Origin of the sequence: Ferrovibrio sp. (assembly GCF_025869515.1) — a bacterium.
Classification (GTDB): Bacteria; Pseudomonadota; Alphaproteobacteria; order Ferrovibrionales; family Ferrovibrionaceae; genus Ferrovibrio.
The window spans coordinates 17,521-40,266 of record NZ_JAOZVR010000091.1 but is presented as its reverse complement, the minus strand read 5'-3'; the positions used below and the strand labels follow the sequence as shown (position 1 = coordinate 40,266).

The window sequence follows — 22,746 nt, the reverse complement described above, 5'->3', positions numbered from 1 at the left end:
AGGCCCGCGAGGAATGCAACAATTGATTCTGTGGTATTTAAAAATGATACGAATGTTTCATTAGATTTTCCATCCGCGATATCGGCTTGCCCCGGACCGATAAGCCCGGCTTATAGTCTGCCGGGAAATTCCGGAGCTTATGGTTATGGCCGATCTGCGCAATCTCGAAACTTTTGTCTGGGTCGCCCATCTTGGCGGCTTCCGCGCTGCCGCCGACAAGCTCAACACCACGCAACCGGCCGTGTCGCAGCGCATTGCTCTGCTCGAATCCGAACTCGGCGTGAAACTGTTCGACCGCGAGCCGCGCGGTATCGCGCTGACGACAAAGGGCAATGAGCTGCTGCCCTATGCTGAACGCATGTTGCAGTTGCGTGCCGATCTGCTGCAGGCAGCGCGCGAAAAGCGGGCCATGCGCGGCGTGGTGCGGCTCGGCGTCGCCGAAACCATCGTGCACACATGGCTCTCCAAACTGATCGAGCGTATGCATGCCGATTATCCGGCACTGACGCTGGAGATCGAGGTCGATACTTCGCCGCTGCTGCGCGAGCGGCTGCTGGCGCATCAGCTCGACGTTGCCTTTCTCCTCGGTCCGGTCAGCGAACCACGCACGAAAAACGTGGCTTTATCGAGTTATCCGCTGGCCTGGGTAGCCAGCCCGGATCTCGATCTCGGCCCGGAGCCTGTCCCGCTGCCGGTGCTGGCGCGCTGGCCGATCATTACCTATCCGCGCAACACCCGGCCCTTCATTACCATCCGGGAAATGATGACGCGCTCCGATCTGCCCAACCTGCGCATGTATGGCAATGCCTCGCTCAGCACCATCGTGCGCATGACGCTGGACCGCATCGGCATCAGCGCGATTCCGCCGGTGGTGATTCGTCGTGAGCTGGCCGAGAAACGCCTGCGCCTGGTGCGCGCGGAACAAAGCCTGCCCGATCTGAACTTTACCGCCACCTATTCGGTCAAGCCGGACAGTTATCTGGCCGAGGCCGTGACTGAAATCGCCCGCACGGTGGCGCAGGCCGAGGCTAAGCGCCGGCAGAAGCGCCAATAAATCCGGCGCAACGCCTCAATTTTAACCGATAAGAATTTCTTATAGGCTTCCATGCGAACTCCCGATTGGACAGACTTGCCGCCTGTATTGCGATAATGCGTCGCCTTTGTTTCAGGCTCGCGAGGGGGACATGAACGCAGTATCTGCCGGTAAAATATATGCAAGCGGTCGCGAGGCACGACAGGCGATCCGGCGCGGCGATCATCGCGGCCCCACCGCCGGCATCGCGCCCGGCTTCGTGCAGGGCAATCTCGCCATCCTGCCCAGAGCACTGGCCGACGATTTCTTCCGCTTCTGCCACTTCAATCCGAAACCCTGCCCATTGCTCGCCGCCAGCGAGCCTGGTGATCCACATCTGCCCAGCCTGGGCGAGGATCTCGACATCCGCACCGACATTCCGCTCTACCGCGTCTGGCGCGACGGGCGGCTGGTCGAGGAAGTGCCCGACCTGAAAGCCGTGTGGCGTGAAGATCTGGTGGCATTCCTGATCGGTTGCTCGTTCTCTTTCGAGGAAGCGCTGATCGAAGATGGCATCGACCTGCGCCATATCAGCTGCGGTACCAACGTGCCGATGTATCGCACCAATATCGAAACTATGCCGGCCGGACCGTTCCATGGCCCGCTGGTAGTCTCGATGCGACCGCTGAAGCCGGCCGATGCGATCCGCGCGGTGCAGATCACCTCGCGCTTCCCGGCCGTGCATGGCGCGCCGGTGCATATCGGCAAGCCCGAACTGCTTGGCATCAAGGATCTCGCCGAGCCCGATTATGGCGATCCCGTCGAGGTGAAAGCCGACGAACTGCCGGTTTTCTGGGCCTGCGGTGTCACGCCGCAATCGGTGATCGCCACGGTGAAACCGGATTTCTGCATCACCCATGCGCCGGGGCACATGCTGGTGACTGACCTGAAAAACAGCCGCTTAGCCATTCTTTGAGTTCAACCACGGAGGGGAAGAGATGACATCCATGATCAAGACGCTGGCGATTGCCGGCGCCCTTGCTGCCGGCCTGGCCGGCGCGGCCATTGCGCAGGACATGCCGAAGACGCCGCTGAAAGTGGTCGGCGCCTGGGGCAACCTGACGCAATACAAGAATTTTGAGCAGCCGTTCTGGACCAAAGAAATCACCGAGAAGTCCAAAGGCGCCATCACCGCCGAAATCACCCCGTTCAATGAAATGGGCCTGAAGGGTGCGGAAATCTTCCGCCTTATGCGCCTCGGCGTGATCGACTTCGGTTCCACCGTGCTCGGCTATGTCGCCGCCGACGACGCCCGCAACGAAGCGGTCGATCTTGCCGGTCTGTCGCCGGATGTGGCGACCGCACGCAAGGTTTCGGATGCCTACAAGCCGGTCTATGACAAGTTCTACCGCGAGCGTTTCGGCGTGCAGGTGCTCGGCATCTGGCCGTATTCCGCCCAGGTTCTGTTCTGCAACGGCGAGATCAAGGGACTGGCCGACCTGAAGGGCAAGAAGGTGCGCACCGGCAACCGCACGCTGGCCGAATTCGTTGAGGCCTTCGGTGGTACCGGCGTGACGCTGGCCTTCAACGAAGTGGTGCCTGCCCTGCAGAACAAAGTGGTCGATTGCGCCATCACCGGCACGCTGTCGGGCAACTCTGCCAAGTGGTATGAGGTGGCAACGCATATCTATGCCCTGCCGCTCGGCTGGAGCCATGTCATGCATGGCGTGAACGTCAAGACCTGGGACAAGCTCGACCCCAAGGTGCGCAGCTTCCTGCAGGCCGAGATCAAGGGCCTGGAAGACCGCATCTGGAAGGCGGCCGCCGAGGAAACCGAGCAGGGCTATGACTGCAATGCCGGCAAGGCGAATTGCACCATGGGCACCAAGGCGAAGATGACCGTTGTGCCGGTCACCGAGGCCGACAAGGCGCTGCTGAAGAAGGCGATGGCTGAAACCGTCGTGCCGAAATGGGCGGCGCGTTGCGCGGGCGATTGCGTCCCGGCCTGGAACGACAGCATCGGCAAGATCGTCGGTATCACCGCCAAGGCAAACTGATTATCTTTCTCCGCCATGGGCGGGGCCGTGCTCGCACGGCCCCGTTCCGTCTTTGAAGTCTCGGGGGACACCATGACTGCGCTGCTCGACCGCTGGCTCGGCTTTGCCGATCGCCTTTCGCATTACGCCATCTGGGCGGGCGGAACCCTGATTCTGGCCTCCGCTTTTCTGGTTTCCGTCGACGTCGTGCTGCGCAAACTTCTGCTGGTATCGCTCGGCGGCGCCGACGAACTTTCCGGTTACGCCTTCGCCATCGGCACCACCTGGGCGCTGGCCTTTACGTTGCTGCGCCGCGCCAATGTGCGGGTGGACGCGCTCTATATCCATCTGCCGCAGGCGTTTTGCGCCATTCTCGATATCCTGGCCCTGATCGCTTTCGGCGGCTTCCTTGCCCTGTTGACCTGGCAGGCCTGGGATGTGCTTGACACCTCGCTGGCCTTCCAGGCCCGCGCTACCACACCGCTGGCGACGCCTTTGTGGATTCCGCAGTCGCTCTGGCTGATCGGGCTGGTGTTCTTCCTCTTCACCATCCTGCCGCTGCTGCTGCGCAGCCTGTTCGCGCTGCTGGGCGGTGATCTCGTCAAGGTGCGCAGCCTGGCCGGGGCGCGCACCATCGAGGAAGACGCCGCCGACGAAGCCGCCCACACTGCCACCATCAAGCCGCAGGACTGATCCGATGCTCGGCACGACACTCGTTCTCCTGCTCGCCCTGCTGGCCGCCGCCATCCCGGTTGCCGGTGCGCTCGGCATGCTCGGTCTGCTGCTCGACAAGATCTATTCCAAGATGCCGCTCAGCCTGGCGCTGGGCGAGGTGGCCTGGTCGTCGTCGAAGGACTTCCTGCTGGTCTCGATCCCGATGTTCATCCTGCTGGGCGAGATTCTGCTGCGGGCCGGCGTGGCCGAACGCATGTATGCCGCCATGGTGAAGTGGCTGGCGTGGATTCCCGGCGGCCTGATGCATTCCAATATCGGCGCCTGCGCCATCTTCGCCGCCACCTCCGGGTCTTCGGTGGCCACGGCCGCCACCGTCGGCACTGTCGCGCTGCCGCTGGTCAAGAAGCATGGTTATAACGAGCGCCTGTTCCTCGGCACGCTGGCTGCCGGCGGCACGCTCGGCATCCTGATCCCGCCGTCGATCAATATCATCATCTACGCGGTGCTGACCGATACCTCGATTCCGAAACTGTATCTGGCCGGCATCATTCCCGGCCTCGGTCTGGCTTTCCTCTTCATGGTCTTTGTCGGTATCTGCTGCATGGTGAAGCCGGCCTGGGGCGGCCGGACGGTCAGCGTCACCTGGGCAGAACGCATTGCCAGCCTGGTCGACCTGCTGCCGCCGCTCGGCATCTTCCTGGTCGTGGTCGGCTCGATCTATGCCGGCCTGGCGACGCCGACCGAAGCCGCCTCGCTTGGCGTGGTGGCGGCGCTGGGGCTGGCGGCCTTCTATCGCCGCCTGTCCATCGCCATGCTGAAAGAGGTGATGGAAAACACCATGCGCACCACGGCGATGGTGATGATGATCATCGTTGCGGCCTATTTCCTCAACTTCGTCATTTCGGCCATCGGCCTGACCACGATGCTGACGGATTACATCGCCGGCCTTGGCCTGTCGAAATTCGAGATGCTGATCGCGCTTGTGGTCTTCTACCTCATCCTCGGCTGCTTCATGGAAACCCTGTCGATGATGATCACCACGATCCCCATTGTGGCGCCTGTAATGTTCGGTCTGGGTTTCGATCCGATCTGGTTCGGCATCATCATCATCATCCTGATCGAGATGGCGCTGATCACGCCACCCGTGGGCCTCAACCTCTTCGTCGTGCAGTCGCTGCGCACGCATGGCACGCTGAATGATGTGATCGCGGGCTCGGTGCCGTTCGTCGGCATCATGGTCCTGCTCATCCTGATCCTCACCATCTTCCCGGGCCTGGCGCTCTGGCTGCCCAATACTTTCGGTTAAGCTTCAGGGATTCCCGACATGCTCACTTTCGACCGCTTCTGGCAGGACCGCCGCGACCGCGTCGCCGTGCAGATCGACACGCTGATTGTTGCCGGCTGGGCCGGTCGCGACCAGCACGCCATCGAACACCATATCGAGGAACTGGCCGCCATCGGCGTGCCGCGGCCCAGCAGCGTGCCGCTGTTCTATCGCATTGGCACCGGGCAGCTGATCCAGACTGCGCACCTGCAGGTGCTCGGCTCCGACACCTCGGGCGAGGTCGAGCCGGTGATTCTGTCACTGGCCGACGGCCTCTGGGTTACGGTCGGTTCCGACCATACCGACCGCAAGGCAGAAGCCGCCGGGGTCGCCCTGTCCAAGCAGCTGTGTTCGAAAGTGCTTGGCAGCGGCCTGTGGCGTTACGACGAAGTGGCGCCGCACTGGGACAGTCTGATCCTGCGCGCCTGGGCGACCATTGATGGCCAGCGCGTGCTCTACCAGGAGGGTGCGGTCTCCGGTCTGCGCAGCCCGGCCGACCTGATGCAGCGCTACAGCAATACCGCAACGCTTCCGCCCGGCAGCCTGATGTTCGGCGGCACGATCGGTGCCATCGGTGGCATCCGCCCGGGCAGCCGCTTCGAGATGGAACTGGAAGATCCGGTGCTGCAGCGCAAGCTCAGCCATGCCTACGATATCGAGGCACTTCCTGTTGTCGCCTGACTGGCGAGGTCGTAAGACAGGGGCATGAACGGCTATCCACAGATCCGGTCCTTCGGCGATACCGGCTTCAGCGTCGAATTCGGCGAGGGCATCGACCGCGGCGTCAATGCCATGGTCATGGCGCTGCATGCCGCGCTCGGCGATCTGAAACCGGCCGGTCTGGTCGAGACCGTTCCGTCTTTCCGCGCCCTGCTGGTGCAGTACGACCCGCTGGCGACGAGGCGCGCCGATCTGGAATCGCAGGTACGCGGCCTGCTGGCCGGGCTGCGGCCGCAGCAGCGCGCCGGCCGGCTCTGGCGTCTGCCGGTCTGTTATGCTGCCGACCTGGCGCCGGATCTGGCCGACGTCGCCGAACGGTGCAAACTCACCACCGACCGGGTGGTCGCGATCCACACCGGCGGTCGTTTTTTCGTCTACATGCTCGGCTTTATGCCGGGCCTCGCCTATATGGGTGGACTGGATGCGGCACTGCATCTGCCGCGCCGTTCGGCGCCGCGTACCAAGGTGCCGCAGGGTTCGGTTGCCATCGCCGAATCGATGACCACGATCTATCCGTGGGAAAGTCCCGGCGGCTGGCATCTGATCGGTCGCACGCCGCTGAAGCTCTTCGATGCCGCGCGACCCGAGCCGATTCTGCTCGGGGCCGGCGACGAAGTGAGCTATTTCGCCGTCTCCACCGATGACTATGTCGCCATGCAGCGCCAGATCGAGCAGGGCAGCTTCGACTATGCCGCGTTGAAGGTGACGCCATGAACGCGGCCGGTTTTCTCGAAATCGTCTCGCCCGGCCTGATGACCTCGGTGCAGGATCTCGGCCGCTTCGGGTCGCAGGCGCTCGGCATGCCGGTGGCGGGCGCCACCGATCCGATTGCGCTTCGTCTCGCCAATGCCGTGCTCGGCAACCCGGAGAACACGGCAGCGCTGGAGATCGGCTATCTTGGCCCGACGCTGGTCGCGGCGGTGGATGGCGTGCGCGTCGTGCTCGGCGGCAAGGCGAAGCTGACCCTGCAGCCGGCCGATGGCGGCGAGGCGCGTAGTCTCAAACCCTGGCGCTCGCTGCTGCTCAGACGCGGTGACCGCCTGGCCATTGGCGCGGTTGAAGAGGCCAGCATCGCCTATCTTGCGGTGGCCGGCGGCTTCGCCATCGCACCCTTCATGGGCAGCTTCTCGACCTATATGCGTTCCGGCCTCGGCGGCTTCGATGGCCGCGCGCTGAAGGCCGGCGACCGTCTGCCGCTGAATGTCGTGGCTGCCGAAGGCGACGAGCGCGAACTGGCGGACGAGATCGACTACGGCGGCGGCCCGATCCGTGTCGTGCTCGGGCCGCAGGAGGATCGCTTCACACCGAACGGCATTGAGACCTTCCTGTCGGCCACTTATACAGTGACCAAGGAAGCCGACCGCATGGGCATCCGCCTCGATGGCGAGACCGTCGAGCATGTGCGCGGCGCCGACATCGCTTCTGAAGGCGTGGTCACCGGCTCGATCCAGGTGCCGGGCAACGGCAAGCCGATCATCCTGATGGCCGACCGCCAGACCACAGGCGGCTATACCAAGATTGCCACGGTGATTTCCGCCGACCTGCCGCGGGTCGGCCGCATGAAGCCGGGCGACACGTTGCAGTTTGCCGCTGTCACGGTAGCCGAGGCCGAGGCGGTTCGCCGCGAACAGGAAAAGCAGGTGCGCCGCCTGATCGACGGCATCCGCACGGCAATGCCCGATGTCACTCTCGACCTGAACGCGCTATATACACAAAACCTGATCAGCGGCGCCGTCGATGCCCCCAGCGGGCAGTGGCGCTGACGGAAGCGAGGCTCCCATGACGGTGAAGACCAACCTGAACAGCGACCTGGGCGAAAGCTACGGCGCCTGGACCATGGGCGACGACGCGGCCATGCTGGCCGTGGTCGGCACCGCGAATGTCGCCTGCGGTTTCCATGCCGGCGACTGGAGCGTGATGCAGGCCACCGTGACCGAAGCCGTGAAAAACGGCGTCTCGATCGGCGCACATCCCTCCTATCCCGATCTGCAGGGGTTCGGCCGCCGGCCGATGACCATGAGCAACAGGGAAGTCGAGGCGCTGATGGCCTATCAGATCGGCGCGCTGATGGGTGTGGCGGCGACCAGGGGCGGCAAGGTCACGCATGTGAAGCCGCATGGCGCGATCAACAACAAGGCGGCCACCGACATGGATCTCGCCATGGCGCTGGCACGCGGCATCGCGGGCGTGTCGAAAGACCTGATCTTCCTGGCCCCGGCCGGCTCGGCCATGGTGACGGCGGCAGCGAAGATGAACCTGCCGGTGGCGCAGGAAGTCTTCGCCGACCGCAATTACGACGACGACGGCAACCTGGTGCCGCGCGGCCAGCCCCATGCCATGGTGCATGACAACGACGAGGCTTTGCGCAACGTGCTGCGCATGGTGCAGGAGCGCGCCATCGTCTTGGTCAGCGGCAAGCGCATCCCCTGCAATGTCGATTCGATCTGCGTGCATGGCGACAGCGCCGGTGCCGTGTCGATGGCGCGGCATATCCGCGCCGGGCTGGAGCAGGCCGGGGTGAAACTGGTGACCCTGCCGGAGATGGTGAATTGAAATATCACCCATAAGTTGTGGATTCAGAAGTCATTTGACGGATTAATAGGCATCCTCTACCTCTGGCGCTGAGAATGTGGTGCAAGACCGCGTTCCGGAGGCGAGTATGCACGCATGTCAGCTGGCTGTGCCGCGCAGGCAGGGCAGACCTGTAGTCTGCTTACTTCTGTGTTTGGTCGGTATGCTGGTGTCGTTTGCCGTTGCCGCACAATCGGCCCTGGACCCCAAATGGAGCCCGCATATCGATGTCGAGGGTAAGCTCGGCACCAAGCGTAATCTGGGCGAGGTAGATGCCTTCCTGCCGCTGGCGCAGGACGGTGCCACCTTGCTGTTCGCCAGTATCCGCACCCGCATGGATGACAACGACAGCGCCGAAGGCAATTTCGGCCTCGGTGTGCGCCACATGCTGGAAAGCGGCTGGAACCTCGGCGCCTATGGCTATTTCGATCGCCGCCGCACGGAGTATGACAACCACTTCACCCAGGCAACCTTCGGCATCGAGGCGCTTTCCATCGATTGGGATGCACGCGCCAATTATTACGCTCCCGTCGGCCGCCGCAGCCATCAGGTCGACCCGCTGAACACGGCCGAGGTGTCCGGCACCAGTGTCGTCTTCCGCGGTGGCGAGGAACGCAGCCAGGGCGGATTTGATGCCGAACTGGGTTGGCGCGTGCCGGTCTTCGACGCCGATGCCGGAAAGGCGCTGCGTGTCTATGGCGGCGGCTATCGCTTCTCGGGCAATGGCATCGAGGACATCTCCGGCCCGCGCCTGCGCGCCGAATTGACCTTCGATAGCCTGCCGAATTCCTGGGAAGGCTCGCGTTTCTCCGTCGGTGCCGAATGGCAGCATGACGATCCGCGCGGCGGTCAAGGCTTCCTTTCGGTGCGGCTGCGCATCCCGCTGCAGATTTACGGTCGCGCTGCCTCGAAGCTGACGCCGATGGAGCGCCGCATGGCCGATCCGGTGGTGCGCGATATCGACGTCGTCGCCCAGGCCGGTGCCTTCGGCGCCACAGAAATAGCGACAACCACGGCCAATGGCCAGGCCATCACGGTGCTGAGCAGCGCCAGCACCAGCGGCGCCAATCTGCCGACGGCGGTGACCAATGCCGGCGCCAATTCCACCGTGATCCTGTCGGGCAGTTTCACTGCTAACAGCAACGCCAGTGGCATCACGACGCTGCAGTCGGGCCAGACCCTGATGGGCGGCGGCAGTGTCGCGGTGCGGGCGCCTTCGGGCCGCGTCGCCACGCTGACCTCGCCGACTGCCACGCTGACCGGCGATGTCGGCGGCGCCAACGCCACCATAGTGATGGGCAACAACAGCACCTTGATGGGCCTGACCATCAACAATACGGATGCCACCGGCAATAATGCCATTGCCGTAAGTGCGAATGGTGTCAGCGGCGCCCGGATCGTCAACAATACGATCAATGCGAGATCAACCGCCGGCGGCACGACGCACGGCGTGGATGTCTTGAGTAGCTCCAGCAATGTGACGGTCAGCGGCAACACCATTACGGTGAACAATGTCACTGCTGGTACGGCCCTGGGTATCCAGGTGAATGGCTCCTCGGCGACGGTCGCGGACAACACGTTCAGTGTCGCCCGTAGCGGTGCCGGCACATTCGGTGCCGTCGTTTTCAATAACGGTACGGCTCTGGCCGGGTCGACCGGCAACACGGTCACCGCCGGAACGGCCTGCAGCATCGTCGCCGGCCCCAATACCGGCACGGTCAGCTTCACCAGCGGCGCTACCTGTCCGTAACGGCTGCTGCTTGACGCCGCCCCCCGTGGCCCGGCAAGACTGGGCGAGGGGAGTGCTGCATGCCGAAGTCCAAGACTGCCAAGCCTGATGCCAGGAAAACCACGGGCCGCACCCGCCAGCCCGATGTGACGCGGCGCAATATCCTGGATGCCGCGCTGGTCGAGTTCGCCGCCAAGGGCTTATCCGGAGCGCGGGTCGACGAGATTGCCGCGCGGTCCGGCTCCAACAAGCGCATGATCTACGAGTATTTTGGCAACAAGGACGGCCTGTGGCTGACCGTGCTGGAACGCGCCTATGAGCGCATGCGCGAGGAAGAACATGCCATCGACGTGGCCCGCATGTCGCCCGTCGAGGGCATGCGCTATCTGATGGAATTCAATTTCAAATTCTGTTCGCGCAATCCGGAATTCATCGCCCTGCTGAATGCCGAAAACCTGCATAAGGCCAGTTTTCTCAAGAACTCGAAGAAAATCCGCGAGTTATATACACCCCTGCTGGTGGTGATCACCGATTTGCTGCAACGCGGTCAGCGCGACGGCGTATTTCGCAAGAATGTCGATCCGGTCGAGCTGTATACCACCATCGCCGCGCTCGGATTCTTCTACTTTTCCAATATCCATACGCTCTCGACCATTTTCGGCCGCAACCTGCTCAGTCCGAAGCAGCAGAAAACCCGTCTCGACCATTCCATCGCGGTGGTGCTGGGGTACCTGCGGCCCTGATCCGGCCGAAAGTCGAATTTCGTAACTGGTCAGTTACTTCTCCGTTGACAAGTCCGTCCGGCATCGGAATGCTGGGCGGATAACAAGGATCGCGACGATCCATAAACGGAGGAGACCGCCATGCAAGGCAAGCTTGCTATTCGTACCGCTGTGGCCGCGTTCGTTGCCGGCACCCTGGGCTTCGTCGCTCAGCCGGCTGCCGCCCAGCAGTGGAAGCCGACCAAGCCGATCACCATCATCGTGCCCTGGGCCGCCGGCGGTTCGACCGACCAGGTCACCCGCGTCACCGCGGCCGAACTGGAGAAGGAACTCGGCCAGAAGGTCGTGGTGGTGAACCAGCCCGGCGCGTCCGGTTCGATCGGCACCAAGAGCGTGCTGGAGGGCAGCAAGGATGGCTATACCTGGGCGGCCGGCGCGGCCAAGGACGTCGGCTCCTATGCCGTGTCCGGCCTGCTGAACACCACCGCCAATGACTGGGACTTTTATCTCACCGTCGCCAACCAGGCGGTCATCAGCGTCAATCCCAACACGCCCTACAAAAGCGTCGCCGACCTGCTGGCAGCGATGAAGGCCAAGCCGGGCCAGGTGTCGTTCGCCACCGCCGGCGTGAATTCCTCGGGCCATTACGGTTCGGAGGCGCTGTCGCGCGCCGCCGGTGCCACCTACAAGCATGTCTCCTACGATGGCGGCAATCCGGCGGTGATCGCCACTGTCTCGGGCGAGACCGAAGTGACCAGCCAGCTGGGCGTCGAGCAGATCGAGATGATCCGCGGCAAGCGCCTGCGCCCGCTCGCCGTGCTGGCCAGCAAGCCGCTGGAAGTCGATGGCGTCGCGCCGATCGAGCCGATCACCAAGACGCTGCCGGGCTTCCGCACCGAGGCGAATTACTTCGGCATCTTCGTGCCCAAGGGTGTGCCGGCGGAAGTCATCGCCACGCTCGACAAGATCTGGGCGGAGAAGATCAAGAACAACGCCGCCCTCAAGAAATATTCCGCGGAAAAGGGCGCGCTGTTCGGGCCTGAATATGGGGAGGCTGCCAAGAAGGCGTCCTTCCCGGCGATCCAGGGTGCCGCCTGGATCCTGCAGGAAGGCGGCAAGGCCAAGGTCTCGCCCGACACGCTGGGCATTCCGAAGCCGTAAGTCACGCACACCACGCGGCCGTCTGGCTCCTCACCGGGCCGGACGGCCGATTTGCTTTTTTCGCAGGGAGTTTCCGCGATGGACCAGACCGAAGCCCCGCCGGCAGCCGCCGAACCGGCTGTTTCGCCGCGTGTCGATTTCTGGTCCAGCTTCGTCTGGATCGCGCTCGGTCTTGCCATCGCAGCGATAAGCCTGGGCATGGACCGGATGGAGCGCTTCCAGGCCAGTATCTACACCGCGCCGGGCCTGGTGCCGGGCCTGCTCGGCCTTGCCATTGCACTGATGGGCGCGATCCTGCTGCTGCGCGCGGTGAATGCCGGTGCCCTGCGGCCACGGCGGCGCCGCCCGCTGGTGCTGGTCGAACACTGGCGCCTGATTTTCAGTCTGGGCCTGTCGCTGGTCTACGCACTGGTCATCGTCGCCAGCGCGCTGCCGTTCTGGCTGGTCACCGCCGTCTACGTCACCACCTTCGTGATCGTCTTCCAGTATGCCGAGCGTCGCGCCAGCCGGCAGGTGCCGCGCGGCATCGTCGTGGCCCTGGTGCATGGCCTGCTGGCCGGACTGGTGATCCAGTATGCCTTTGAAGAACTCTTCCTGGTCCGGTTGCCGTAAGTCAGGATTGCATCGATGTTTGACGGTCTGATTGGTTTTGCGAATTCGATCTGGCATTTTGCCAGGCCGGAAGTCCTGCTCTTCGCCTTGGGTGGCTCGCTGGTCGGCCTGATCATCGGCGCCTTGCCGGGCCTGACCGCCACCATGGGCGTGGCGCTGATGACCACCCTGACACTCAAGCTGCCCTCCGACCAGGCGCTGCTGATCCTGATCTGCACCTATGTCGGTGCCATCTATGGCGGCAGCCGCAGCGCCATCCTGTTGAATATTCCGGGCACGCCGGCCTCGGCCGCCTCCTGCCTCGATGGCCACGCGCTGGCCAAGCAGGGCCTGGCCGGCCGTGCCATGGGGATCGCCACCTCGGGCTCGATCCTCGGCACCTGGATCGGCATGTTCTTCCTGGCGCTGTTCACGCCGATCCTGGGCGAGATGGCGCTGAAATTCGGCGCCTACGAATTCTTCTGGCTGGCCGTCTTCGGCGTGGTGATCTCGGGCAACCTGACCGGCACCGACCCGCTGAAAGGCTGGATCGCCGGTTTCATCGGCCTGTTCATCGCCGCCATCGGCCAGGAAGGCATGTATGCCTACGACCGCTTCACCTTCGGCGTGCACGATCTCTCCGGCGGCATCGCGCTGATCCCTGCGCTGGTCGGCGTCTTCGGTTTTGCCGAAGTGCTGAACGTGATGAAGGACAAGCCGCAGAAATTCATCATCAATACCTATGACACGGTGATCCCGAAAATCCGCGATGTGCTGCAATACTGGCGCACCGTGATCCGCTCCGGCCTGATCGGCACCTTCATCGGCATCGTGCCCGGTGTCGGCGAGGATGTCGCAGCCTGGAGTTCCTATGCCGCCGCGCGTCGCGCCAGCAAGGAAAAGGAAAAATTCGGCAAGGGGTCGGTAGAAGGTCTGATGGCGGCCGAAACCGGCGACAATGCCTGCGTACCCGGCGCTGTCATTCCGGTGCTGACGCTGGCGGTGCCGGGCTCTGCGCCGGCTGCTGTCCTGCTGGCCGCCATGCTGATCCATGGCGTGCGGCCCGGTCCGCTGATCATGGTTGAGAATCCGACCTTTGTTTACGACGTCGTTGCGATGATGTTCTTCGCCTCCATTGGCATCCTGATTTACGGCCTGGTGCTGACCAGGCTGCTGGTGAAGATTCTGCTGGTGCCGCGCGCCCTCATCATGCCGGTGATCTTCGTGCTCTGCGCTGTCGGCTCCTATGCCATCGCCTCACGGCCTTTCGACATTCTCGTCATGCTGGTCTTCGGCATCCTCGGCCTGGTCATGCGCAGCATGAATTATCCGATGGCACCGCTGGTGCTGGGAATCGTGCTGGGCGACCTGCTGGACAAGAGTCTGCGTCGCGGCCTCAGCCTGTCGGATGGCGATCTCACACCCTTCTTCGGCCGCCCGATCGCCTTCGTGCTGTTCCTGCTGGTGCTGCTTACCCTGCTGATGAATATCCCGGTTGCGCGGCGGGTGATGGGGCAGGGGACCGCGTTGTTGCTGCGCCCGTTTCGCCGCGCCTGAGCCATGCTGCGAATTGACGAAACCGGCTGTATCGCATTATAAGTAACTGACTGGTTACTTCAGGACCAACAACCCGACCCGAACGATGCGCCTCTCGCTCTGCAATGAAGTTCTCGCCGGCCGGCCGTTCGTCGCACAATGTGCGCTGGCCGCCGAACTCGGCTATGACGGACTGGAGATTGCGCCTTTCACGCTGTCGGACGATCCACTGACCCTGAACGCGGCCGAGCGGCGGGTGATCCGCCGTGCCGTCGAAGAAGCCGGCCTGGCAGTTACCGGCCTGCACTGGCTGCTGGTGGCGCCCAGGGGGTTGTCGCTCACCGATCCCGACCCGGCCATGCGCCGCCGCACCCGCGAGGCGATTCAGGCGCTCTGCGAACTCTGTGCCGATCTCGGCGGGCGCTATCTCGTACATGGCTCGCCGGCACAGCGTCGCCTGCCGGATCGCGACATTCATGCCGCCAAGGGCTGGGCGCTCGAAGCCTTCGGCGTGGCCGCCCGCGCCGCCGAAAAGGCCGGCGTGACCTATTGTCTGGAGCCGCTGGCGCCGCGCGAAACCAATTTCGTCAATACGGTGGGTGAAGCGGTCGGCATCGTCGAATACATCGGCAGTAATGCCTTCAAGACCATGATCGACTGCAGTGCGGCTGGCCTGGCGGAAAGCGAAAGCGTGCCGGCGCTGATCAAACGCTGGCTGCCGACCGGCCTGATCGCCCATGTGCAGGTCAACGACCCGAACCGCAAGGGTCCCGGCCAGGGCGAGATGGATTTCGTGCCGATCATCGCCGCGCTCAAAAGCGGCGATTATGCCGGCGACATCGGCGTCGAACCCTTCATCTACGAACCCGATGGTCCAGGCGTTGCGGCCCATGCCATCCACTACCTGCGCCCGATCCTGCAGGAGGCTGCATGACAGCCCGTTCGCAGAATGGCGCACCTGCCTTCCGGCTGGCCGAGATCCGGCTGTTCGAGCGACCGGTCACCCTGCGCCTGCCATTCCGCTTCGGAGTGGTGACCCTGACCGAGGCGCCGCAGGCCTTTACCCGGCTGCGGATCGAGACATCCGACGGGCGCAGTGCCTGGGGCGCCTCGGCCGAACTGATGGCGCCGAAATGGTTCGACAAGAATCCAGCCCTGTCGAACGAGCAGAATTTCGACCAGCTGCGTCTCAGCCTCCGCCATGCCGCCGACGCCTATGCCGCCGATACCGCGGCGCGCACGGCGTTCGGTCATTCCGCCGCCCATCATGCAGCGCTGGTGCGGCAGGGTGCGCAAACCGGCCTGAATGCCCTGGTGGCCTCCTATGGCCCGGCCCTGCTGGATCGCGCCGTTATCGATGCGCTGTGCCGCCTGCGCGGCTTGCCGTTCGATGCCGTGCTGGGCAGGAATCTGCTCGGAATCAGGGCCGAAGTCCTGACGCCTGATCTGGCCGGCTTCGGTCTCGATGCCTGGCTGTCCGATCTGGTGCCGCATCGCCGCATCGCCGCACGACATACGGTTGGCCTGATCGATCCGCTGCGTGAAAGCGACGTGGCGGCAGGGTCGCGACTCAACGACGGCTTGCCGGAAAGCCTGGAAGGCGCCATCGCGCAATACGGCCATCGCTGGTTCAAGCTCAAGGTCGGTGGCAATGCCGAAGCCGATCTCGCCCGCCTGCAGGGCATCGCCGCCGTGCTCGACCAGTCGGCGGATCCGTATTACGTCAGCCTGGATGGCAACGAGCAGTATGACGATGTCGATGGCATCGCAGTCCTGTGGCGGACGATGCAGGCCGATCCGAAACTGCGCCGGCTCTGTGCTGCCATCCAGTATATCGAGCAGCCGATCAAACGCGCTGCGGCATTGCAGAAATCGGTTCAGGCGCTGTCCGCCGAAACGCCGCTGATCGTCGACGAGTCGGATGCCGATTACGATGTCTTCCCGCAGGCACGCAGCCTCGGCTATCGCGGCATCTCGTCCAAGACCTGCAAGGGCGTTTATCGTGCGGTGCTGAACGCGGCGCGGTGTGTCCGGTGGGGCAACGGCTATTTCATCACCGGCGAAGACCTCACCTGCCAGGCCGGCCTTGCCGTGCAGCAGGATCTTGCCCTGGTCGCCACCCTCGGCCTCAGCCATGTCGAGCGCAACGGGCATCATTATGTCGACGGCTTTGGCACTGCGCCCCAGATCGAGCAGGATGCCTTCTTTGCCGCCCATCCCGATCTCTACAGCCGCGACCCGAAATACGGCCGGGTGCGGCTCGCCATCCGCAACGGCAGCCTCGACCTGCGCAGCGTGATGGCTGCTGTCAGCTTTGCCGCCGAAGCCGAACCCGATTGGGGCAGTCTCGCCCCCATGACACTGAATTCGTGAAAGAAGGACAAGAAACCATGAGCAAGGATATTCGTCTCGGCATCATCATGAATGGCGTGACCGGACGCATGGGCATGAACCAGCATCTGATCCGCTCGATCTGCGCGATCCGCAAGGATGGCGGCGTGGTGCTGAAGAACGGCCGCCGCGTGATGCCCGATCCGATCCTGGTCGGCCGCAATCTCGACAAGGTTGCACGTCTGGCCAAGGCTCATGGCATCGAACGCTATACCGACGATCTCGATGCCGCGCTGAAAAACAAAGACGACACCCTGTTCTTCGATGCCGCCACCACCCAAGCCCGTGCTGGCCTGCTGAAAAAGGCGATGGCAGCCGGCAAGGATATCTACTGCGAGAAACCGACAGCCGAGACGCTGGCTGTGGCCATGGATCTGGTCAAGGCGGCGAAGAAATACGGCGTCAAGAACGGCGTGGTGCAGGACAAGCTGTTCCTGCCCGGCCTGGAAAAAATGAAGGTGCTGATCGACAGTGGCTTCTTCGGCAAGATCCTCTCGGTGCGCGGCGAGTTCGGCTACTGGGTGTTCGAAGGCGACTGGCAGGTGGCGCAGCGGCCGAGCTGGAACTACCGGTCCAAGGATGGCGGCGGCATCATTCTCGACATGCTGTGCCACTGGCGCTATGTGCTCGACAACCTGTTCGGCGGCGTCAAAAGCGTCTCCTGCCTTGGCGCCACCCATATCCCCAAGCGCTGGGATGAGAATGGCAAGCCCTACAAGGCCGATTCCGACGATGCCGCCTATGCCACCTTCGAACTGGAAGGCGGTGTGATTGCTCAGATCAATTCCTCCTGGGTCACCCGCGTGCGGCGCGACGATCTGGTCACCTTCCATGTCGATGGCACGCTGGGTTCGGCGGTGGCCGGCCTGCATAAATGTTTCGTACAGCCGCGCGTCGCCACGCCCAAGCCGGTGTGGAATCCCGATCTGCCGCAAAGCATCAATTTCTTCGATACCTGGCAGGAAGTGCCGGAGAATCGCGTCTATCCGAACGGCTTCCGCGCCCAGTGGGAGATGTATATCCGCCATCTGGTCGACAACGAGCCGTTCAAATGGACGCTGCTGGAAGGCGCCAAGGGCGTGCAGCTCGCCGAAGCCGGCCTGAAGAGCTGGAAGGAGCGCCGCTGGATCGACTTGCCCGAGTTGAAAATTTAACTGTCTGAAGGTCTGAGATGACGACACTCACCCTGCCTGCCGGCGCCGGCAAACTGGTGCCCTATACGCTGAAGACGCCGAAGGCCTTCCCGACAGTGAAGCCGCCATTCAGCCGCGTGGCTTATGCCGCTGCCCATGTGGTGGCCGATCCGCTGGCCGATCACGATCCCTGGCTGACGCCGGCGATCGACTGGGACCGCACGATTGCCTTCCGCCGGCATCTGTGGTTGCTCGGCTTCGGCGTGGCCGAAGCCATGGACACTGCCCAGCGCGGCATGGGGCTGGACTGGAACGATGCGCTGGAACTGGTGCGCCGTTCGCTCGATGCGGCAAAGGATGTGCCGGGTGCGGTGGTGGCGTCTGGCGCCGGCACCGACCATCTGGCGCCAGGCCCGGATGTCACCATCGATGCGGTGATCCGCGCCTATGAGGAACAGTGCGGCGCCATCGAGAAGCTCGGCGGCCGCATCATCCTGATGGCCAGCCGCGCGCTCACCGCCGCGGCGAAGTCGCCGGATGATTACATCAGGGTCTATGGCCGCATTCTCAGCCAGGTGAAGCAGCCGGTGGTGATGCACTGGCTGGGCGAGATGTTCGATCCGGCACTTGCCGGCTACTGGGGCAATGCCGACCACATGCAGGCGATGGAAACCTGCCTGCAGGTTATTGCCGCCAATGCCGACAAGGTCGACGGCATCAAGATTTCCCTGCTCGACAAGGACAAGGAAATCCTCATGCGCCGCAGGTTGCCTAAAGCTGTGCGCATGTATACCGGCGACGACTTCAACTATGCCGAACTGATCGCCGGCGACGCGCAGGGCCATTCCGATGCGCTGCTCGGCATTTTCGACGCCATCGCGCCGGCCGCTTCGGCGGCGCTCGGCGCACTCACGCGCGGCGATGAAAAGACCTTCCACGATATCCTGGCGCCGACCGTGCCGCTGTCGCGCCATATTTTCAGGGCGCCGACGCGCTTCTACAAGACCGGCGTGGTCTTCATGGCCTATCTGAACGGCCACCAGGATCATTTCGTCATGGTCGGCGGCCAGCAGAGCACGCGCTCGGCATTGCACCTGGCCGAGCTGTTCCGGCTGGCCGATGCGGCCGGGCTGCTGGCCGATCCGGAACAGGCGGCGGCGCGCATGAAGGCCGTCATGGCCGTGCATGGGGTGGCGGCATGACCACGAAACCCGGCCCGCTGTCGCTCAATACCGCCACGGTGCGCGAGCAGTGGTCGCTGCAGCAGTGTATCGAAGGCTGTGCGCGCCATGGCATCACCGGCATTTCGCCCTGGCGCGACAAGCTGGCGGACTACACGATCGCAAAGGCTGCTCGGCATATCCGCGATGTCGGTCTCACGGTGACCGGCCTCTGTCGCGGCGGCATGTTCCCGGCGGCTGACGCTGCCGGCCGCCGGGCTGCCATCGAGGATAACAAGCGCGCCATCGACGATGCGGCGGCCCTGGGCGCCCAATGCCTGGTGCTGGTGGTCGGCGGCATGCCGGCCGGATCGAAGGATCTCGCCGGTGCGCGGCAACAGGTGCAGGACGGCATCGCCGCCGTGCTGGAGCATGCCAGGGCCGCGAAGGTGCCGCTCGCCATCGAGCCGCTGCATCCGATGTATGCCGCCGACCGCGCCTGCGTGAATACGCTGGGCCAGGCCCTCGATCTGTGCGATGCGCTGGGCAGCGGCGCCGACGACACCCATCTGGGTGTTGCCGTCGATGTCTATCATGTCTGGTGGGACCCGCAGCTGGCCCGGCAGATCAGGCGGGCCAGCCGGCGCGTGCTGGCCTTCCATATCTGCGACTGGCTGGTGCCGACCACCGACCTGCTGCTGGATCGCGGCATGATGGGCGATGGCGTGATCGACATTCCGGCGATCCGGACGATGGTGGAGGGTGTCGGTTATCACGGCTTCTGCGAGGTCGAGATCATGTCCACAAATAACTGGTGGAAACAGGATGCCGATGCTGTGCTGCGCACTTGCATCGAGCGGCATGCGACGGTGGTGTGACGGTCGCCATTCCGTATGAGTGCCGGTGGATAACTCCGGCCCATGCCTTGATTTGGCGGCGGGCCTCCAGCCATGATGGAGCCCGCCTCGTCTCATTCCCGGTCCGCCATGTTTCACGCCACGCCGCTTGCCATTCCCGGCCTCCTGCTGATCCGCCCCGACACCGTGATGGACCAGCAGGGCTGGACCAGCGCGGTCTATAACGAAACCGCGCTCGGTGCCGTCGGCGTGCATGACCGCTTTGTCGACGACCGCATCATCTATGCCGACAAGTCCGGCAACGTGCGTGGCCTGCGCTACCAGCTGGCACCGGCGAGTCAGGCCACGCTGCTGCGCGTGCTGCATGGCCGGCTGTTTGTCGTTGCTGTCGATGTGCGGCGCGGCTCGTCCACCTTCGGCCGCGCCGGCACCGCGACGATCAGTTACATGGGCAGCGAGCAGTTTTATGCCATGCCCGGTTTTGCGGTCGGCTGGTGCAGCCTCGACAATGCAACGCAGATCCTGCTCAAGACCAGCGCCAATACCAGCCCCGAGCTGATGCGCGGCATCGCCTGGGACGATCCGGCGCTGAAGATCGAATGGCCGGTCAGCCCGGAAGTCGCCGAGGTGATGATCGCCGATACCGACCAGCCCCTGCTGGCGGGACAGCAAGACCTGCTGTGATGACTGCAGCGCCGGCGCCGCGGCTGCAGCGCGCCGACGGCGCCCTGCGACTGCGCTTTGCCGATGATGCCGGCACCACGCGGCTGGCCGATCTCTACCAGTCCGATCCCTGCCGCGCCCTGCTGCCGGCATCCGACCCCGGCGAACCGCTCACCGCCATTCTGATCACCACCGCTGGCGGTCTTACCGGCGGCGACCGGCTGCGTCTGGCGGCCATGGTGGATGCCGGTGCCGATGCACTGTGCACGCCGCAGGCGGCGGAAAAAATCTATCGCGCCGCCGATCAGCAGGCCGCCGCCATCGATCTCACGCTTGAGGTCGGCGCCAATGCTGCCCTGGAATGGCTGCCGCAGGAAATGATCCTGTTCGACGGTGCCCGGCTCGAGCGCCGCGTCGGCGTGGCGCTGGCTGCCGGTGCGCGACTGCTGGCCGGCGATATCACCGTCTTTGGCCGCACTGCGCATGGCGAACGCTTTGCCGGTGGCAGCCTGTTCGATCGCTGGCAGGTGCGCCGCGATGGCCGGCTGGTCTGGACCGACAGCACCCGGCTCGAGGGCGACACCGCCGCACTGCTGGATCATCCGGCCGGCTTTGCCGGTGCGGTGGCCCAGGCGCTCATCCTGTATCAGGCCCCGGATGCTGTCGCGGCGCGCGACCGCCTGCGCAGCCTCGAGATCGGCGAGCCACATGGCCCCGGGAATGGTAACTGGGGCGCCACCGTGATCGATGGTCTGCTGTTGGTCCGTCTGCTGGATCGCGATGCGGCCCGCCTGCGCCGGGTCTTCGCCCATCTGTGGTCGGCCTTGCGGCCGGGGCTGGGGCATCGCCCGGCCATGCCCCGGCTGTGGCGATTCTGACTCCCTTTGAATCATCCGACTCTGGTTTCTGCTCGTATTTTACGCTTTGCACTTTTTTCAGGATGATGTGATTAAAAAACAAGCATTAGCTCGTAGTGATTGTTCGTCGACGGAGTTTTGAATCGCTGCAGTGGCAGACATCTGTCTTTGTCATATTGCGGCGCGGAATCAGCGAATTAAGGGTGGCATTGGCCCATGCCGGGAGGACATGGGCGGCTTGGCACACTCCTTGCCATTCCAATCTCCGTATGGCCGGCCCGGGGGGGCATGGCCCAAGCAGGAGAGGAATTCCAATGAGCAAGTTCATGCGGACGATGGCCGTGGCAGGCGCCATGCTGGGCGCCGTTGCCGCCGGCACCGGCGCGCAGGCTCAGGACACGATCAAGGTCGGCGTCCTGCATTCGCTGTCGGGCACCATGGCGATTTCCGAGACGACCCTGAAGGATACCGTCCTGATGATGGTCGACGATCTCAACAAGAAGGGCGGTCTGCTCGGCAAGAAGGTCGAGGCCGTGGTGGTCGATCCGGCTTCCAACTGGCCGCTGTTCGCCGAAAAGGCGCGCGAACTGATCTCGAAGGAAAAGGTTTCGGTGGTGTTCGGCTGCTGGACCTCGGTGTCGCGCAAGTCCGTGCTGCCGGTCTTCGAAGAACTGAACAGCATGCTGTTCTATCCGGTGCAGTATGAAGGCGAGGAAAGCTCGAAGAACGTGTTCTACACCGGCGCCGCGCCGAACCAGCAGGCGATCCCGGCGGTGGAATACCTGATGAGCAAGGACGGCGGCGAAGTGAAGCGCTGGGTCCTGGCCGGCACCGACTACGTCTATCCGCGCACCACCAACAAGATCCTGGAAGCCTTCCTGAAAGCCAAGGGCGTCAAGCAGGAAGACATCATGATCAACTATACGCCGTTCGGTCATTCCGACTGGCAGACGATCGTCGCCGATATCAAGAAGTTCGGCTCGGCCGGCAAGAAGACCGCCGTGGTGTCGACCATCAACGGCGACGCCAACGTGCCGTTCTACAAGGAACTCGCCAACGCGGGCATCAAGGCTTCCGACATCCCGGTGGTCGCCTTCTCGGTCGGTGAGGAAGAACTCGCCGGCATCGACACCAAGAACCTGGTCGGCCATCTGGCCGCCTGGAACTACTTCCAGTCGGTCAAGGGCCCGGTCAACGACGGCTTCATCAAGCAGTGGAAGACCTTCATCAAGGATCCGAAGCGGGTGACCAACGATCCGATGGAAGCCACCTATATCGGCTTCAAGATGTGGGCCCAGGCCGTTGCCCAGGCCGGCACCACCAATGTGGATGCCGTGCGTCAGGCGATGTATGGCCAGAAGGTCAAGGCGCCGTCGGGCTTCACCGCCGTGATGAACACCAACCACCATCTGTCCAAGCCGGTGCTGATCGGCGAAATCCGCCCCGACGGCATGTTCAACATCGTCTGGCAGACCAAGGGCCCGGTGAAGGCCGATGCCTGGTCGAAGTACATCCCGGAAAGCGCCAAGCTGACCGCCGACTGGACCTTCCCGTGGGTCTGCGGCAACTGCGAGAAGCCGAAATACGCGGCTCTGGCCAACTAACCGG

Annotated in this window: 22 protein-coding genes; all 22 read left to right on the top strand. The window is 63.7% G+C overall.

Features of this window, described 5'->3' with window-relative positions; genetic code table 11:
- Positions 1 to 145 precede the first annotated feature (145 nt).
- The 22 genes from OJJ21_RS14880 (at position 146) to urtA (ending at position 22,742) form a co-directional block, all read left to right on the top strand.
- Entirely contained in the window at positions 146 to 1,054 is a 909-nt protein-coding gene (locus OJJ21_RS14880; protein ID WP_297687370.1) for a LysR family transcriptional regulator, read from the top strand.
- Positions 1,055 to 1,184: 130 nt separating this feature from the next.
- Positions 1,185 to 1,988, top strand: coding sequence for a putative hydro-lyase (locus OJJ21_RS14875; RefSeq protein WP_297687369.1), 804 nt, complete (start codon positions 1,185 to 1,187; stop codon positions 1,986 to 1,988).
- A gap of 22 nt (positions 1,989 to 2,010) precedes the next feature.
- Positions 2,011 to 3,069 carry a TRAP transporter substrate-binding protein gene (locus OJJ21_RS14870; protein WP_297687368.1) on the top strand — a complete coding sequence of 353 codons (1,059 nt, stop codon included), beginning with the start codon at positions 2,011 to 2,013 and terminating at the stop codon, positions 3,067 to 3,069.
- Between the two features lie 72 nt (positions 3,070 to 3,141).
- Positions 3,142 to 3,741 carry a TRAP transporter small permease gene (locus tag OJJ21_RS14865; RefSeq protein ID WP_297687367.1) on the top strand — a complete coding sequence of 200 codons (600 nt, stop codon included), beginning with the start codon at positions 3,142 to 3,144 and terminating at the stop codon, positions 3,739 to 3,741.
- Between the two features lie 4 nt (positions 3,742 to 3,745).
- Positions 3,746 to 5,029: a TRAP transporter large permease gene (locus OJJ21_RS14860; RefSeq protein WP_297687366.1), complete on the top strand. Its 1,284-nt coding sequence runs from the start codon at positions 3,746 to 3,748 to the stop codon at positions 5,027 to 5,029.
- 18 nt (positions 5,030 to 5,047) lie between these two features.
- Positions 5,048 to 5,728, top strand: coding sequence for a DUF2848 domain-containing protein (locus OJJ21_RS14855; RefSeq protein WP_297687365.1), 681 nt, complete (start codon positions 5,048 to 5,050; stop codon positions 5,726 to 5,728).
- 24 nt (positions 5,729 to 5,752) lie between these two features.
- Positions 5,753 to 6,481 carry a 5-oxoprolinase subunit PxpB gene (pxpB, locus tag OJJ21_RS14850; RefSeq protein ID WP_297687364.1) on the top strand — a complete coding sequence of 243 codons (729 nt, stop codon included), beginning with the start codon at positions 5,753 to 5,755 and terminating at the stop codon, positions 6,479 to 6,481.
- Positions 6,478 to 7,530, top strand: a complete 1,053-nt coding sequence (locus OJJ21_RS14845) for a biotin-dependent carboxyltransferase family protein (protein ID WP_297687363.1) — start codon at positions 6,478 to 6,480, stop codon at positions 7,528 to 7,530. Before pxpB ends, OJJ21_RS14845 begins: the two co-directional genes overlap by 4 nt.
- 16 nt (positions 7,531 to 7,546) lie before the next feature.
- The gene (locus OJJ21_RS14840; protein WP_297687362.1) at positions 7,547 to 8,320 is read left to right on the top strand and encodes a 5-oxoprolinase subunit PxpA; all 774 of its coding nucleotides are present in this window, start codon (positions 7,547 to 7,549) and stop codon (positions 8,318 to 8,320) included.
- Positions 8,321 to 8,501: 181 nt separating this feature from the next.
- Positions 8,502 to 10,088, top strand: a complete 1,587-nt coding sequence (locus tag OJJ21_RS14835) for an inverse autotransporter beta domain-containing protein (protein WP_297687361.1) — start codon at positions 8,502 to 8,504, stop codon at positions 10,086 to 10,088.
- A gap of 59 nt (positions 10,089 to 10,147) precedes the next feature.
- Entirely contained in the window at positions 10,148 to 10,810 is a 663-nt protein-coding gene (locus OJJ21_RS14830; RefSeq protein WP_297687360.1) for a TetR/AcrR family transcriptional regulator, read from the top strand.
- Positions 10,811 to 10,930: 120 nt separating this feature from the next.
- Positions 10,931 to 11,950, top strand: coding sequence for a tripartite tricarboxylate transporter substrate binding protein (locus OJJ21_RS14825; protein ID WP_297687359.1), 1,020 nt, complete (start codon positions 10,931 to 10,933; stop codon positions 11,948 to 11,950).
- A gap of 78 nt (positions 11,951 to 12,028) precedes the next feature.
- Positions 12,029 to 12,562 carry a tripartite tricarboxylate transporter TctB family protein gene (locus OJJ21_RS14820; protein WP_297687358.1) on the top strand — a complete coding sequence of 178 codons (534 nt, stop codon included), beginning with the start codon at positions 12,029 to 12,031 and terminating at the stop codon, positions 12,560 to 12,562.
- 15 nt (positions 12,563 to 12,577) lie between these two features.
- A complete protein-coding gene (locus tag OJJ21_RS14815; RefSeq protein WP_297687357.1) occupies positions 12,578 to 14,098 on the top strand; it encodes a tripartite tricarboxylate transporter permease in 1,521 nt (506 codons plus the stop codon).
- Between the two features lie 85 nt (positions 14,099 to 14,183).
- Complete coding sequence (locus OJJ21_RS14810; protein WP_297687356.1) at positions 14,184 to 15,011, top strand: sugar phosphate isomerase/epimerase family protein; 828 nt, start codon at positions 14,184 to 14,186, stop codon at positions 15,009 to 15,011.
- Positions 15,008 to 16,450, top strand: a complete 1,443-nt coding sequence (locus OJJ21_RS14805; RefSeq protein WP_297687355.1) for an enolase C-terminal domain-like protein — start codon at positions 15,008 to 15,010, stop codon at positions 16,448 to 16,450. The genes OJJ21_RS14810 and OJJ21_RS14805 overlap by 4 nt, the downstream gene beginning before the upstream one ends.
- 17 nt (positions 16,451 to 16,467) lie before the next feature.
- Positions 16,468 to 17,622 carry a Gfo/Idh/MocA family oxidoreductase gene (locus tag OJJ21_RS14800; RefSeq protein ID WP_297687354.1) on the top strand — a complete coding sequence of 385 codons (1,155 nt, stop codon included), beginning with the start codon at positions 16,468 to 16,470 and terminating at the stop codon, positions 17,620 to 17,622.
- A gap of 17 nt (positions 17,623 to 17,639) precedes the next feature.
- Positions 17,640 to 18,803: a dihydrodipicolinate synthase family protein gene (locus OJJ21_RS14795; protein ID WP_297687353.1), complete on the top strand. Its 1,164-nt coding sequence runs from the start codon at positions 17,640 to 17,642 to the stop codon at positions 18,801 to 18,803.
- Positions 18,800 to 19,639, top strand: coding sequence for a sugar phosphate isomerase/epimerase (locus OJJ21_RS14790; RefSeq protein ID WP_297687352.1), 840 nt, complete (start codon positions 18,800 to 18,802; stop codon positions 19,637 to 19,639). The genes OJJ21_RS14795 and OJJ21_RS14790 overlap by 4 nt, the downstream gene beginning before the upstream one ends.
- Positions 19,640 to 19,747: 108 nt before the next feature.
- Entirely contained in the window at positions 19,748 to 20,302 is a 555-nt protein-coding gene (locus OJJ21_RS14785; protein ID WP_297687351.1) for a dTDP-4-dehydrorhamnose 3,5-epimerase family protein, read from the top strand.
- Complete coding sequence (locus OJJ21_RS14780; RefSeq protein ID WP_297687350.1) at positions 20,302 to 21,159, top strand: urease accessory protein UreD; 858 nt, start codon at positions 20,302 to 20,304, stop codon at positions 21,157 to 21,159. Before OJJ21_RS14785 ends, OJJ21_RS14780 begins: the two co-directional genes overlap by 1 nt.
- A gap of 305 nt (positions 21,160 to 21,464) precedes the next feature.
- Entirely contained in the window at positions 21,465 to 22,742 is a 1,278-nt protein-coding gene (gene urtA, locus OJJ21_RS14775; RefSeq protein ID WP_366093091.1) for an urea ABC transporter substrate-binding protein, read from the top strand.
- Positions 22,743 to 22,746: the final 4 nt, after the last annotated feature.